Origin of the sequence: Ruegeria sp. R8_1 (assembly GCF_017743815.1) — a bacterium.
Classification (GTDB): Bacteria; Pseudomonadota; Alphaproteobacteria; order Rhodobacterales; family Rhodobacteraceae; genus Ruegeria; species Ruegeria lacuscaerulensis_A.
This window is the reverse complement of record NZ_JAGHRL010000011.1, coordinates 72640-87263: the sequence shown is the minus strand read 5'-3', so window position 1 is coordinate 87263 and position 14624 is coordinate 72640. Positions and strand designations below refer to the sequence as shown.

At 58.0% G+C, this 14624-nt stretch carries 17 protein-coding genes; 7 read left to right on the top strand and 10 right to left on the bottom strand.

All coding sequences use genetic code 11. From position 1 onward, the window contains the following. The 3 genes from J7380_RS19560 to parC all read right to left on the bottom strand — a co-directional run. Positions 1–349 (bottom strand): GTP-binding protein (locus J7380_RS19560; RefSeq protein ID WP_209196706.1); only part of this gene is annotated, 349 nt, incomplete at its 3' end. A 113-nt stretch (positions 350–462) separates the two neighbouring features. Next, positions 463–1056, bottom strand: coding sequence for a hypothetical protein (locus J7380_RS19555; protein ID WP_209198275.1), 594 nt, complete (start codon positions 1054–1056; stop codon positions 463–465). A gap of 97 nt (positions 1057–1153) precedes the next feature. Beyond that, positions 1154–3502, bottom strand: a complete 2349-nt coding sequence (parC, locus tag J7380_RS19550; RefSeq protein WP_209198273.1) for a DNA topoisomerase IV subunit A — start codon at positions 3500–3502, stop codon at positions 1154–1156. 201 nt (positions 3503–3703) lie between these two features. Here parC and J7380_RS19545 point away from each other — a divergent pair, with 201 nt between their 5' ends. The 6 genes from J7380_RS19545 (at position 3704) to J7380_RS19520 (ending at position 7926) form a co-directional block, all read left to right on the top strand. Next, positions 3704–4315 (top strand): SH3 domain-containing protein, encoded by a 612-nt coding sequence (locus tag J7380_RS19545; protein ID WP_247742662.1) that lies wholly within the window; start codon positions 3704–3706, stop codon positions 4313–4315. Positions 4316–4384: 69 nt separating this feature from the next. After that, positions 4385–5212, top strand: coding sequence for an SDR family oxidoreductase (locus tag J7380_RS19540; RefSeq protein WP_209198271.1), 828 nt, complete (start codon positions 4385–4387; stop codon positions 5210–5212). A 77-nt stretch (positions 5213–5289) separates the two neighbouring features. Continuing rightward, a complete protein-coding gene (locus J7380_RS19535; RefSeq protein WP_170356709.1) occupies positions 5290–5493 on the top strand; it encodes a twin transmembrane helix small protein in 204 nt (67 codons plus the stop codon). Continuing rightward, a complete protein-coding gene (locus tag J7380_RS19530) occupies positions 5494–6066 on the top strand; it encodes a cob(I)yrinic acid a,c-diamide adenosyltransferase (protein WP_209198269.1) in 573 nt (190 codons plus the stop codon). Positions 6067–6238: 172 nt separating this feature from the next. Beyond that, a complete protein-coding gene (locus J7380_RS19525; protein WP_170356711.1) occupies positions 6239–6997 on the top strand; it encodes an electron transfer flavoprotein subunit beta/FixA family protein in 759 nt (252 codons plus the stop codon). Continuing rightward, positions 6997–7926, top strand: coding sequence for an electron transfer flavoprotein subunit alpha/FixB family protein (locus J7380_RS19520; protein ID WP_209198267.1), 930 nt, complete (start codon positions 6997–6999; stop codon positions 7924–7926). Before J7380_RS19525 ends, J7380_RS19520 begins: the two co-directional genes overlap by 1 nt. Before the next feature lie 62 nt (positions 7927–7988). Here J7380_RS19520 and J7380_RS19515 read toward each other — a convergent pair whose 3' ends face one another. Continuing rightward, positions 7989–8810: a DUF6473 family protein gene (locus J7380_RS19515; protein ID WP_247742661.1), complete on the bottom strand. Its 822-nt coding sequence runs from the start codon at positions 8808–8810 to the stop codon at positions 7989–7991. Positions 8811–8972: 162 nt separating this feature from the next. Here J7380_RS19515 and J7380_RS19510 point away from each other — a divergent pair, with 162 nt between their 5' ends. Beyond that, entirely contained in the window at positions 8973–9848 is an 876-nt protein-coding gene (locus J7380_RS19510; protein WP_209198265.1) for a 3-hydroxybutyryl-CoA dehydrogenase, read from the top strand. Positions 9849–9922: 74 nt separating this feature from the next. Here the strand turns inward: J7380_RS19510 and J7380_RS19505 are convergent, their stop codons facing one another. The 6 genes from J7380_RS19505 to J7380_RS19480 are packed head-to-tail and all read right to left on the bottom strand — an operon-like array spanning position 9923 to position 14605. Then, entirely contained in the window at positions 9923–10822 is a 900-nt protein-coding gene (locus J7380_RS19505; protein WP_209198257.1) for a lysophospholipid acyltransferase family protein, read from the bottom strand. A gap of 39 nt (positions 10823–10861) precedes the next feature. Next, positions 10862–11131, bottom strand: coding sequence for an HPr family phosphocarrier protein (locus tag J7380_RS19500; RefSeq protein WP_170356715.1), 270 nt, complete (start codon positions 11129–11131; stop codon positions 10862–10864). Continuing rightward, on the bottom strand, positions 11128–11541 hold the full coding sequence (locus J7380_RS19495) for a PTS fructose transporter subunit IIA (protein ID WP_209198255.1): 414 nt from the start codon (positions 11539–11541) through the stop codon (positions 11128–11130). Before J7380_RS19495 ends, J7380_RS19500 begins: the two co-directional genes overlap by 4 nt. Then, a complete protein-coding gene (rapZ, locus tag J7380_RS19490) occupies positions 11538–12416 on the bottom strand; it encodes an RNase adapter RapZ (RefSeq protein WP_209198248.1) in 879 nt (292 codons plus the stop codon). Before rapZ ends, J7380_RS19495 begins: the two co-directional genes overlap by 4 nt. Next, positions 12413–12883 carry a serine kinase gene (locus J7380_RS19485; RefSeq protein ID WP_209198241.1) on the bottom strand — a complete coding sequence of 157 codons (471 nt, stop codon included), beginning with the start codon at positions 12881–12883 and terminating at the stop codon, positions 12413–12415. Before J7380_RS19485 ends, rapZ begins: the two co-directional genes overlap by 4 nt. Before the next feature lie 3 nt (positions 12884–12886). Further along, positions 12887–14605 carry a sensor histidine kinase gene (locus tag J7380_RS19480; protein ID WP_209198239.1) on the bottom strand — a complete coding sequence of 573 codons (1719 nt, stop codon included), beginning with the start codon at positions 14603–14605 and terminating at the stop codon, positions 12887–12889. Positions 14606–14624: the final 19 nt, after the last annotated feature.

The window sequence follows — 14624 nt, the reverse complement described above, 5'->3', positions numbered from 1 at the left end:
GCAGGATGTGCTCACGCGTTTGCGGCATCGGGCCGTCAGCGGCGTTCACAACCAGGATCGCGCCGTCCATCTGAGCAGCACCGGTGATCATGTTTTTGACGTAGTCGGCGTGGCCGGGGCAGTCAACATGCGCGTAGTGGCGGTTGTCGGTCTCGTATTCCACGTGGGCGGTCGAGATGGTGATGCCGCGCGCTTTCTCTTCCGGCGCACCGTCGATTTGGTCATACGCTTTGAAGTCACCGAAATACTTGGTGATCGCTGCGGTCAGCGTGGTTTTGCCGTGGTCAACGTGGCCAATCGTGCCGATGTTGACGTGCGGTTTTGTACGCTCAAACTTTTCCTTTGCCATTCCTCAGGCGCCCTTTTGCGATTTGGGGGACCCTTGGTCCCGTGGTTACATCTGCGCGCGCGAGATATTTGGTTCGCAGGGGAAAATCAAGCACATCCTGCGGGAAAAGCCGTTTACGACGCTGGATTTTGCGTGAGCTCGCCGGAATCCAGCGGCTGGATCAGATCGGGGCGGCTTTTGAACCAACCGTTCTGCTGATGTTCTTCGGCCAGCCATTCCTCGACTCGGTCCGCAACCTTCAAGGCCAGACCGCTCATCTGCTCTTCTTTGGTACGCTCATGGCCCGAGCCCTTGAACGCGCTGCCGCCAGTGGTGTCTTCCAGAACCTGAAATTGTTTGCCCTTGGCCAGAAATTCTTTCTTGTTCACGTCATAGACATTCACCAGCACAATCGCGGTGCTGCGTGGGTTGTAGATCACCGGAATGCCCGGAGGCGCCAGCATATATCCCTCCAGGCTGATGCCGATATCATAATCCTGCGCGCCTTCGTATCTGCCAAGGCGGATATCCACCGCATTCTGAATCGCGGCCGTCCACTCGTCCGGCGTAGCGTCGCGTGAGACCGGTCCCTGCACCGCCTTTTCGGCAAAGGCATAGTTGACGCGCAGTTTGAATTCACCGAGCGACTCAGGCTCTTCGTACACTTGCGTCTGCGTACACGCACCCAACAGGGCCAGTCCGGTGATCAAGGTCAAAATGCGCAACATGTCTCTCGTCTCGATAGGCCTGTTTTCTTTGATTTAGCGCACCGATACGGACTGTGCCAAGCCGTATCGGCGGAATTCCCCGCAAGCGGTCGCAAAATCACGAGAATTTATAGTCCCTCGGGAAGCCGTAAGGCGGCTTTTTCCCGACGCTGGCGCGTTTGGCCAGCCATTGAGACATATCCGCCTCGTGCCGGGTCTTGTCGCCACCCATGGACCATTTCAGGCCCTCCTCCCAATTGAAGGTGGTTATGTCGGACAGACCGCCATCCAGTTCCAGCGTGCCCTGACGCCCGCGCGCCATGTTGTATTTCTGCAAACGTACACCCTTGCCGCGGGTCATCTCGGGCAATTCTTCGGTTGGGAAGACCAGGAACTTGCCGTTCTGAGACACTACCGCTACGTGGTCGCCCGCGATCGGTTTGCAGATCACCGCCGTTTCATCACCTTTGACGTTCAGCACCTGCTTGCCGTTGCGGGTCTGCGCTAGCACGTCATCCTCGGGCACCATAAACCCGTTGCCCGCATCCGAGGCCACCAGCAGCTTGCGCCCGGGCTTGTGGATCAGGATGTCGATGATCTGCGCCTCGTTCGGCAGATCGACCATCAGACGTAGCGGCTCGCCCATGCCCCGCCCGCCGGGCAGATTGGCCGCGCTGACCGTGTAGAACCGGCCATTTGAGGCGAAGACCAACAGCCGGTCCGTGGTCTCCGCGTGGAAGATGAAACGCGGGCCGTCGCCATCCTTGAACTTCAGCTCGCGCTTCAGGTCGATATGACCGGTCATGGCGCGAATCCAGCCCATCTGCGAACAAACGACCGTTATCGGTTCCTTGTCGATCATCGCCTCAAGCGGCACTTCCTCGACCTGTCCAGCCTCGGCGAATTGGGTACGGCGTGCGCCGCCTTCATAGTCCTTGCCGAAGGTCTTTTTGGTCTCTTTCAACTGCTCAGCGATCTTGGCCCATTGCAGAGCGGGATCAGCCAGCAGGTCTTCGAGATTGGCGCGCTCTTCCATCAACGCGTCACGCTCGCGGACCAGCTCCATCTCTTCCAGACGGCGCAGGCTGCGCAAGCGCATGTTGAGGATGGCGTCGACTTGAACCTCGGACAGTTCGCCCTCGCCTGGTTTGGGCGAGACATAGTCGGATTCGTCCGTCGCACGAACGTGGTCGATCCCCCAATCTTCGCGCATCAGCGCGGCTTTGGGGTCGTCGTCGTAGCGTATGATGTCGATCACACGGTCGAGGTTCAGGAAGGCAACGATAAAGCCCTCCAACACTTCCAACCGGTGGTCGATCTTGGCCATGCGGTGACGCGAACGACGCAGCAGGACCTCTTGCCGGTGATCGAGGAAGGCGCGCAACACTTCCTTCATCGAGCAGACCTTGGGCGTCACCCCGTCGATCAACACGTTCATGTTCAGGCTGAAACGCACTTCAAGGTCCGAGTTGCGATAGAACATCCCCATCAGCACTTCGGGGTCCACGTTCTTGGACCGTGGCTCGAGGATCAGGCGGATGTCATCAGCGGATTCATCGCGGACATCACCGAGGATCGGGATTTTCTTGGTCTGGATCAGTTCCGCGATCTTTTCGATCAGCTTGGATTTCTGAACCTGATACGGGATCTCGGTGACAACGATCTGCCACTGGCCACGCCCCAGATCCTCGACCTCATACTTACAGCGCAGGCGGAACGATCCACGCCCGGTGCGATAAGCCTGCGCGATATTCTCAGGGGGCTCGACAATCACGCCACCAGTCGGAAAGTCCGGGCCGGGGACATAGTTCAGCAGCGTGTCATCCCGCGCATCCGGCGTCTTGATCAGATGCAGACAGGCGTCACAAAGCTCCGAGATGTTATGCGGCGGGATATTCGTCGCCATGCCGACCGCGATACCACTGGCCCCGTTTGCCAGCAGGTTCGGGAACTGTGCGGGCAGCACGACCGGCTCGGTCAGCGTCCCGTCATAGTTGTCGCGGAAATCGACGGCGTCCTCGTTCAGACCTTCCAGCAGCGCTTCGGCCACGATTGTCATCCGCGCCTCGGTGTATCGCGAGGCCGCCGGGTTGTCGCCGTCAATGTTGCCGAAATTCCCCTGCCCGTCGACCAGCGGGTAGCGCACGTTGAAGTCTTGCGCCAGACGCGCCATCGCATCGTAGATAGCGGCATCACCGTGGGGGTGATAGTTACCCATCACGTCGCCGGAAATCTTGGCAGACTTACGGAATCCCCCCGTCGCGCTGAGTCGCAGCTCGCGCATTGCATAGAGGATTCGCCGGTGAACCGGCTTCAGGCCATCGCGCGCATCGGGCAGCGCCCGGTGCATGATGGTGGACAAAGCATAGGTCAGATAGCGTTCGCCAATCGCGCGGCGCAGTGGTTCGGCTACCTCGCCCCCACCTTCGGGGGCCTCCATGTTGGGGTCGTCGATCGTGTCGTTCATATATGATGTGATACGACGCAAGCGCGCCGCGGTAAAGCAACCGGTACGCATTTTGCTGGGGACAAGTGGCGCTTTTTGCAACAGGGGGAGGCAACCGACGGATTTCCCCCGATCTTTCGACTCGAGACCTCAGATATGGTAAGCTCTCGGTCATTAGACTGCTGCCTATTTCATCTTTTACGATTACCCGGGGGAAGCGCCATGACGCGCCTTATCGTTGTTAGTTTCGCTGCACTTGGCTGGTGTTTTTACGTCATGAGCGGTGGGCCAGACTTTGAACCGCGCGGCCTGCGTGCCGAACAGCCTGTGCGTGTCGCCACCCAATCCAAGCCAGTGCAGATCGCACCTGCGCCTGCCCAAAATCTTGTGACCAACGTCGCCAGCCGCACCCCGGCCGTCCGGGCCAAACCGATCGAGCCTCAACCGGCCGTTGTTGAATTTGTGACTGAAACCGCAAGCGTTGAAGCGCTCAGGGAAATATCGGTTTTTGATGATCAAACTTCCAATTTTACGCTCGCATCGCTTGAAGACGGGGTGAGCGGCCTGCAGCAGGTCGAACCAGAAGCGCCCGAACAGATCGCGGAACCGATTGCCCCCACTGAGCCCGAGAAGGACATTCGTGAGATTTCTGGAACACGGGTCAATCTCCGCGACGGTCCCGGCACGATCTATCCAATTATAGCAAAGGTCGGCATTGGCCAGAAAGTCGAAATCCTGAGCGACTCGGGCACAGGTTGGCTTCGCCTGCGCGTGTTGCCGCAGCAACAGGTCGGATGGATATCGGCATCTCTGGTCGAAAAACCCGTAAACTGACGCAGTGCAACGATTGTCCCACCCGGAATCACGCCCTAGCTAGGCATAAGGCTTGGTATCGGGGACACTATGCAGAAATCGATTCTTATAACCGGCTGTTCGTCCGGAATCGGGCTGGACGCAGCGCATGGCATGCGCGCTCGCGGTTGGCGCGTCTTTGCATCGTGCCGACAGCAGCGGGACTGTGACAGGCTACGCGCGCAGGGCTTTGAAAGCCCCCTCATCGACTATACCGATACCGACAGCATCACCGCTGGTCTGGCCGAGGTGCTTGAGGCCACCGAAGGCACGTTGGATGCGCTGTTCAACAACGGAGCACACGGTCTACCCGGCGCAGTCGAAGATCTGCCCACCGACGGGTTGCGCGCGATCTTCGAGGCTAATTTCTTTGGCTGGCACGAACTGACCCGTCAGGTCATTCCAGTGATGCGGGCGCAGGGCCACGGGCGAATCGTGCAGAACTCCTCGGTTCTGGGACTGGTCGCCTTTCCCTGGCGCGGAGCTTATGTGGCCACAAAATATGCGATCGAGGGCCTGACCGACACATTGCGGTTGGAACTGGCGGATACCGACATCAAGGTCAGCCTGATCGAACCAGGCCCGATCACCTCGAAAATCCGAGAGAACTCGATCCCTTTCTTCGAACGTTTCATCGATTGGCAGAACTCAGCCCTGCGCGAACGGTATCAGGCGTCGCTGTTGAAAAGACTATACGAATCCTCGGGCACGGATCGGTTCGAACTGCCCGCATCCGCCGTGACCGACAAGCTGGCCCATGCGGTCGAAGCAAAACGACCGCGCCCCCGCTACTATGTCACGACCCCGACTTACATCGCAGGCTGCCTGCGCCGCATTCTGCCGACACGTGCGATTGACCGTATCCTCTCGGACGTCTGAGGCGAAATTACCCGTTCGCTTTTCTCCGCCATGGGTCTAGATGGTAAGCCAATGCAAAAAACGTGGACGGTGTACCCATGGACCTATTGATGGTCGTATTATTGCTGGCGATGGCGGCGGTGGTCGTCGTTCTGGTGATCGGCATTTCAAACTTCGGCAAGGCAGGGAAAAGTGCCGCGCTGAAAAGCAACAAGATGATGCAGCTGCGCATCCTGTTTCAATTCATTGCCGTGGTGCTGATCGTGCTCTACGTCTGGCTTCGCGGACAGGGAGGTCAGTAAATGGTTGTACTCAACAAAATCTACACGCGCACCGGCGATGACGGCAAAACAGCCTTGGGCAATGGGGAACGCGTTGCCAAGTATTCGGGGCGAGTTGCCGCCTATGGCACGGTGGATGAGCTGAATTCATTCGTCGGTGTCGCCCGAACCGAAGCTGATGGTGAGGTCGAAGCCGCGCTGTCGCGCATCCAGAATGACCTGTTCGATCTGGGTGCTGATTTCTGCCGCCCCGACATGGATAAGGATGCCGAGGCTGAATACACGCCGCTGCGCATCGTACCCTCTCAGATCGACAGGCTTGAAGCTGAGATCGACGCGATGAACGAAACGCTGGCGCCGCTGCGCAGTTTCATCCTGCCCGGTGGGTCACGCCTGGCCGCGCATCTGCATGTGTGTCGTACTGTCTCGCGCCGGGCCGAACGTCTGGCGGTTGAGCTGACCAATATGGAACCTGTCAACGAAGTTGCGGTAAAATACCTCAATCGCCTAAGCGACTGGTTTTTCGTGGCCGCCCGCTGCGCGAACGAAAACGGCTCGGCGGATGTGCTGTGGGTTCCGGGCGCGAACCGCTGAAGCGTTAGCTTGAGCGCGCCGTAGCGTCAAAAAATATGAAACGCGACGTCCCAAGCCCACGAGATGACGATTTTGCCCTGTTGTCGTGTGGCTTGAGACGTTATTCAGACGTCCGAGAGCATTGGTGGAGTCGCGTCGCGGCTTACCGTTATTTGTGAGGAGCAAGCGCAAAATGAAGGTACTCGTGCCTGTCAAACGCGTGATTGACTATAACGTGAAAGTTCGCGTCAAAGCGGACGGCAGCGGTGTTGATCTCGCCAATGTCAAAATGTCGATGAACCCGTTCGACGAGATCGCCGTCGAAGAGGCGATCCGCCTGAAAGAAGCAGGCAAGGCGGATGAAGTCGTCGCTGTTTCCATCGGCGTCAAGCAGGCGCAGGAAACCCTGCGCACCGCGCTGGCCATGGGTGCCGACCGGGCAATTCTGGTTGTTGCGGCTGATGACGTGCACACCGATATCGAGCCTCTGGCCGTTGCCAAGATCCTGGCCAAAGTGGTCGAGGAAGAGCAGCCCGGTCTGGTTCTGGCGGGCAAGCAGGCGATCGACAACGACATGAACGCCACCGGTCAGATGTTGTCGGCCCTGTTGGGCTGGAGCCAAGGCACCTTCGCCTCTGAGGTGGATATCGAAGGCGACAGCGCCAAGATCACCCGCGAAGTTGACGGCGGTCTGCAGACCATCAGTGTCAAGATGCCGACCATCGTGACCGTTGACCTGCGCCTGAACGAGCCGCGCTATGCGTCGCTGCCCAACATCATGAAGGCGAAGAAAAAGCCGCTGGACGAGAAAACCGCTGCCGATTACGGCGTCGACGTCACTCCTCGTCTGGAAATCGTCAAAACCGAAGAACCGCCGGCACGTGCCGCTGGTATCGTCGTGGGCTCGGTTGACGAGCTGGTTGCGAAACTCAAAGAAGCGGGGGCTGTGTAATGGCTGTTCTTCTTCTCGCCGAAGTCAACAATGGTGAACTGGCGCTGGACGCCACCGCCAAAGCCGTCAACGCTGCAAAGGCGCTGGGTGACGTGACCGTTCTGGCCGCAGGTGGTTCCGCCGCTGCCGCTGGTGAGGCCGCTGCCAAGATCGACGGTGTTGCAAAAGTGCTGGTCGCCGAAGACGAGTCGCTGGGCCATCGTCTGGCGGAATCGACTGCTGCCCTGATCGCAGGTCTGGCTGATGGGTACGAGCATATCGTTGCCCCCGCCACCACCGACGCCAAGAACGTCATGCCCCGCGTTGCCGCGCTGCTGGACGTGATGGTGATCTCGGATGCGTCCGGCGTGGTTGACGGCTCGACCTTCGAGCGTCCGATTTACGCGGGCAACGCGATCCAGACTGTCAAATCGTCCGACGCCAAGAAAGTCGTCACCTTCCGTACCGCGTCCTTTGATGCTGCAGGCGAAGGCGGTTCGGCTGCGATCGAGACGATCTCGGTCGGCGACAACCCCGGTCTGTCGTCCTGGGTTGAAGACAAGGTTGCCGAAAGCGACCGCCCCGAGCTGACCTCGGCAGGCGTTGTTGTTTCGGGTGGCCGCGGTGTTGGCTCGGAAGAGGACTTCAAACTTATCGAAACTCTGGCAGACAAGCTGGGCGCCGCCGTTGGCGCGTCGCGCGCCGCCGTTGACTCGGGCTACGCTCCGAACGACTGGCAGGTGGGTCAGACCGGTAAGGTTGTTGCCCCTGATCTGTATGTTGCCGTCGGCATCTCGGGCGCGATCCAGCACCTTGCTGGTATGAAGGACTCGAAGGTCATCGTTGCGATCAACAAAGACGAAGAAGCGCCGATCTTCCAGGTCGCTGACTTCGGTCTGGTTGCCGACCTGTTCCAAGCCGTACCGGAACTGACCGAAAAACTCGGCTGATCTTAAGCCGAGGCTTTTCGACAAAAAATCTGACAGGCCCGCCAAAACGGCGGGCCTTTTTCTTAATGCAGATCGCGAATTGGGCCCGCCAGTGCGTCGGCTATGGTCCTGTGCGCAGCGGGCCCAATCATGTACTCAGCCATCGGCTGCTGCAAAGTTCCAAATAGCATGTCTTCAAGCTCGTCCGATTGCCCCGAAACGCTGACGGTCTCACGCACGATTGCCGCGCAAAAAGGTCTAACCGCGTCCAGCATTCCAAGGGACAAAGGTACGTCTGCTTGATCGACAGGGTCCACGCCTTCCGACTGACCAACAACCTGCAAACACAGAAGAATCACTGGCACGTCCAGTTTTTCCAGCAGAGCCCGCATCTGCTTTAACCAATTGCGCCGTAGCTCATCCGCGACGGCTTCGAAACGTGCGTCCTGATGGCCGCGCAACAGCGCCATCAGGTGATGCACGAAATTCACGTCGGCAAAATCGACATCGGGGTATAGCGAGATCAGATCATCCGTGGCGGCCAGAAATCGATCGTTCCGCCTTGGATGGACGCGATAGAAGCGATTCGATTGTCCAAGTAAGTCCGGCGCTTGCAACACGCACAGTTCGGCCTTGTCCATCAATGACTGAAGACCGGAGTCGCGACACAACGCATCGACACCGCAGAACAGGCTGCCAAGGTTTAAACACCGCCTGTCAAGCTTGTCTTCCAAAACGGACGCGAACGGAGTTTCGACGAAACGGCCAAACGTCTCTGTCCCACCGATGCAAGCCATATATGGCGTATCCAGTGATCGCTCGGGACCACGAAACCAAAGCCGCGAGCCCGAATACTGGCAGACGGCATCCTCGGGGACCCCCGAGCCTGTTTGGTAATAGCTCATTACACTCACCCATTTTTCACCCGGGAGACACTTTGCAGCCGCATATCTTGAGAAATTACTAATGTGCGCATTTGAAGCAAATTCGATGGGTCTCATCCTCTTGCCGCCCGCCCCCATCTGCCGATACTGTCGCCATAACCCGTGGGACAGAGGCACCTGAATATGGATGTAAAATCAGTCGGAGTGATTGGCGCAGGTCAGATGGGCAACGGTATCGCCCATGTGTTGGCCTTGGCGGATTATGATGTTGTTCTGAACGATGTCAGCCAGGATGCGTTAAACGCTGCGATGGCCATTATTGAAGGCAATTTGACCCGCCAGGCATCACGCGGAAAGATAACGGATGAGGCGGTACAGAACGCCTTGAAACGCATCACAACCACGCTGGAATTGCCGCAACTGGGCAAGACCGATCTGGTGATCGAGGCGGCCACCGAACGCGAAGCGATTAAGCAGGCGATTTTTGAGGATTTGCAACCTCATCTTCTGCCGCATACGATTCTGACATCGAATACGTCGTCCATATCGATCACGCGTCTGGCCAGCCGTACGGACAGACCCGAAAGGTTCATGGGTTTTCATTTCATGAACCCGGTTCCCGTTATGCAACTGGTCGAGTTGATTCGCGGTATCGCCACAGATGAAGAGACGTTCAGCGCGTGTAAGGCCGTCGTCGACAAACTGGGGAAAACCGCAGCCAGCGCCGAGGACTTTCCGGCCTTTATCGTGAACCGTATTCTCATGCCAATGATCAACGAGGCGGTTTACACGCTGTACGAAGGGGTCGGGAATGTGCAGTCGATCGACCAGTCGATGAAGCTGGGGGCAAACCATCCTATGGGGCCCTTGGAACTGGCCGACTTTATTGGGCTGGACACGTGTTTGGCCATCATGAACGTGCTGCATGATGGTTTGGCAGACACCAAGTATCGCCCTTGCCCATTGCTTACGAAATATGTTGAGGCAGGGTGGCTTGGTCGCAAATCCCAGCGCGGGTTTTATGACTATCGAGGTGAATTCCCCGTTCCGACCCGGTGAAGGGGGCCAGCCCCCTCGCCCGGACGTTGTCCGGGCGCACCCCCGAGATATTTTTAGCCAGATGAAGAAACGGATCAGCGCTTGAGCGTTTCACCGAGCGCCAGCGTATGCCGACGTAGCCATGCCATGAACCCGCGCGGGTCACGTTGCAGCAGTTCCATGTCGTCGTCTGAGACCGGCTCGCCAATGACCGGGGATTGTGGTTTGTTGCACGAACGAACTATTTCGTGCAGCAGCAAACCCTGACGCAGAATGGGAGATAGCTTGTTGGCTATCTGGTAGGCGCGGGAGTTGCTTCCCGGGAAAAAGATCGGCACCACCTTGGCACCCGAGCGACGGATCATCTGCGCGGTGAATACGTTCCATTCGCGTTCCAGCGCAGGGCCGAACCAATCATCCGAGGACATCACCACACCTGACGGGAACAGTGCAACTACCCCGCCGTTTTTCAGGTGGCCCATCGCCTTGGCGCGCATTTCCAGCATTTTGGATTGTGCTTCGGGATCGTGAGGAAAGGGCACCGGGATCATGAACGACGTCGCGGCCTCATCCAGGCCAGTCAGCACCGAGCGGGTCAGAATGCGGTAATCGCTGCGGACCTGCCCGATCAATTCAGCAAATATCATACCATCGACCATACCGTGTGGATGGTTTGCCACCACAACAACCGGGCCATCCTTGGGGATGTTCGCAATCTGCTCGGGCGGGGTGGTCAGGTTTATTCCCATCACCTCAAGCGCGCCGCCCCAGAAACGCTGGCCCCGGTAGTATTCGTTCTTCTTCTCGAACTTATTGACCATGCGCAGAATGGTCAGTTTGCCCGTGCACCATTCAATGGCGCGAATAGCCGTCGCGGTCCATGCGTCATCGAAGGAGTTCGCGTAGGTCAGGGTTCTACGATCGTAGATTTCGCCCTGATCCTCGGTCCCATCGACAACCGGGCCTGTCTTGGTCTCGTGCGTAGTTTCCGCCAATTCCTGGTCTTCCCGTTCTTGGTATCGCGGCTGATGCGCTCAGAACCCCTCCCCGAACTTGTCGTTCACGAGGGTTTCCAACGCGTCGGCCAACGCCTCAGCATCCGGTCCGGACGTCTCGACGTCAATAGTCGTTCCACGCGACGCTGCCAACATCAAAAGACCCATTATACTGTCGCCTGAGGCTGAAAGCCCGTCTTTTGACACTTCGGCCTGCGCATCGAACCCTTCGACCACTTCAACCAACTTAGCCGAGGCGCGCGCGTGCAGGCCCTTTTCATTAACTATTTTCAAGCTTCGGGTGGTCATTCTTGGTCGGTCCGCTCTTGGTCAAAGGTCACATTTTGCGCATTGATGTATTTGCGTCCAGCTTCCATCGCTTGCCGCACCGCATCTCCGATAGGCAGGTGGCGGGATTTAGCCAGTTTGATCAACATAGGCAGATTTGCACCGTAAAGGATACGGCGGTCTTGAGGTGCACAAGCGCGCAAGCTGAGATTCGACGGACTGCCGCCGAAAAGATCTGTCACGACAACGACGCCGTCACCCACATCAACGCTGTCAGCGGCAGCACAGATTTCTGCCTGCTTGGCCTCGCGGTCATGGTCCGCTTCGATCGAAATCGCCGCAAGGCCAGGTTGCTTTCCAACGACATGCTGCATGGCCGCAAGATATTCCTGCGCCAACCCACCATGTGCTACGAGTACGATCCCGATCAATCCGGCCTCACATTCAACGATCGACGTTCCATTTCGCGATGCCTAATTGCCACCTGCTGCCCCCCTTCCGCAAGAGCCTTTGCTACCGCTTCCGCTGTGGCGACCGATCTGTGCTGTCCGCCGGTACACCCGAATGCGACGGACAGATGCGCTTTTCCTTCGGCGCGATAGGCCGGTAACAAATGCGTCAACAAATCGACCACACGTTCGAAAAACGGCGCGTAGTTTGCATCTGACTGAACATAGCGCGCTACATCGGGGTTTCGACCGTCTTCGGCCCGCAGGTCGGGCTGCCAGTAGGGGTTGGCCAAAAACCGGCAATCAAACACCATGTCCAAGCCACGTGGCAGGCCGCGTTTATACGAAAACGATTCCACCGAAACCACCAGATGTCGGCCACTTTGCGGCGCGAACCAACGTTCGACCTCTTGCCGCAGTTGGTGCACGTTGAGCGGGCTGGTATCAATTAGCGTGTCAGCAATCTCTCGGATCGGCGCCAGCAACTCTTTTTCCTGCATCACCCCGGTTTCAGGGCTGGCATTCGCCGCGACTGGATGTCGCCGTCGCGTTTCAGAGAACCGACGCAGCAAGACCTCATCGCTGCAATCGAGATACAAGGTGGCCAGGTCGACATCAGCCATACGGCGCAGTTTCGCGGCTAGTTCGATAAAACCAATTGTCGAGAAATCCCGATTTCTTGCATCCAGCCCCAAAGCCATGGGCCGCTCGCGCGCCGGTCCTTCCAGCAAGCGAAGCAATAGGCCCATCGGTAAATTGTCTATGGCTTCAAAACCCAGATCTTCGAGCACCCGAATAGCGGTGGATCTCCCCGCACCAGAAGGTCCGGTCACCAGAACTATCCGTTGTTGTGTCATGCGTTCGGCCATTCTGGACCCACTCGCCCCATTTTCAAAAGCTGCATAAGAGCTGCTGACAAATTGGGGGCAGCCGCTGCCCGTAGCAAGGGAACAGTTTGCCTCAGGGCGAGAACGGTTGCGTGTTCGGGCAGGCGCGCGTGCTCGGGCGTATCTAGATCAACAACATAACGAAGTGGGACAGGCCCGACCGGAACAGCTTGCAGAAGGCCGATACCACGGGCCTCGATTATGCCGCTAATATTGGGGGCGGCATTCGCTAATACCGCTCCGCTCTTCATGCGTAAACTGACGCGGTCGTCTGCAACCAACCCGGCGCCCGCCGCCATCATCTGCAACCCAAGCGCGGATTTCCCTGAACCGGACGCGCCAATGATCAAGATACCGCGCCCGTCGACAGCAACGCAGGTGGCGTGAACAACTGCAGAATCCAGATTTTCAACGGCCGACAGCGTGGTGTCCGGCATGACCTATACGGGCAACCCGACGACGAACCGGGCGCCCAGCGGATCCGAGGTGATGTCCGCTTCGGTCGGTCGGATGTTTTCGGCCCAGATAACGCCGCCATGTGCTTCGACAATCTGCTTGGAAATCGCCAAACCAAGGCCCGAGTTGTTCCCGAAATGCTCGGTCGGGCGCTGGGAATAGAAGCGCTTGAACACCTTCGTCAGTGCCTGTTCCGGGATGCCGGGACCGGTGTCTTCAACTACAATCAAGACCCGGTTTTCGCGCTGGCGGACCCAGACACGTATCGCATCGCTGTCCTCGCAGAAGGAAATCGCGTTGGTGATTAAGTTGACAAAGACCTGTGCAAGGCGCGCTTCGAGACCGTGGATCACGATCGGTTGACTCGGCATATCCGTGATGTAATCGATGCCTTTTTCGCGCGCGTCCTCGCCTAAATACTGGCCGATGTTGCCCAGTAGCTTGAGCAGGTCGAACGGCTGCTCTTCTTCCTTGACCAGTTCGGCATCAAGACGCGATGCATTTGAGATATCGCTGACCAGACGATCCAACCGCCGCACATCGTGCTCAATCACACCCAGCAGTTTGTCTCGCTGGTCTTCGCGTTTGACCATACGCAGGGTGCCAACTGCGGATTGCAGGCTGGCCAAAGGATTCTTGATCTCGTGTGACACATCGGCGGCGAACTGTTCATTTGCGTCGATGCGGTTGTAAAGCGCCGTCACCATGCCTCGCAATGCCCGGCTAAGACGCCCTATTTCATCCGGTCGCGCGCTGAGGTCGGGGATACGGATACGGCCAGGGTTCATACCTGTGCCACGGTCTCTGCCCGACTCTGCAGCAGAGGCCAAATCCGCCAATGGGTTTGCAATGGTCGAGGCCAAAACAAGGCTTAACCCGATGGAGACAAGCAAGGCGACCACGAACATCTGTAGAATACGCTCTTGCTCACGTCGCGCCAGAGCGTCAATTTCGCCTGCGGGGCCCGTTATCGCAACAGCCCCCACTGGTACTCCGTCCTGCAGGATCGGCGTAGCCGCAACGACAACCGTCTCGCGTTGTTCGTCCTTTACCGCCTGAACCTGTGTTGCGCCATCAAGCGCTGAGGGGACAATAGCCTGAACCCGCTGCGCCAAAGTCGGTGCCGTGCTGGGATCGTAATTCGTGAAAATGCGGGTCAGGCCGTTCCACACCGCATTCAATGCGTCGCTGATCAGCGTGCTGCCTGTCTGAACCTCGGCATCAGTTCGCAGCAGCACGGCCATTGTGGACGATGAAGCCGCGCCACGCGTCCAACCGATAAGGGTGCCGGACATGTCATACACAAAAACTTCGCCACCCGGCGGCAGGCTCAGACCGGCCAACGTGTCTTCAACGTCCAATTGACTGGCATTTTGCGACGGTTGATCGCCGGTTTGACGCAACCGTGTTTCAAAGACGTTGCTAACCAGTTGCGCGTTTCCGACGATATTTCGCGCAGTCTGCTGAACTTGTTCCTCACGAGAATCGTCCAAGTACAACAGTCCGGTTACCAGAATAACCAAGGCCACCAAGTTGATAGTAACGATTTTGCGCGCCAGCGGGGACTCACGCAAGGCGAACAGATTTCGGCGATGCCGCGATGCGCGCAGCTCGCCTGAGTCTCCGTCCTGTGGAATGACCCAATCATCCCCCAGAACGACATCGCCATCCTTGAATTCGCTGGCTTGTTCCGTATCGCGCACGAGACCCAACTACCCTTTC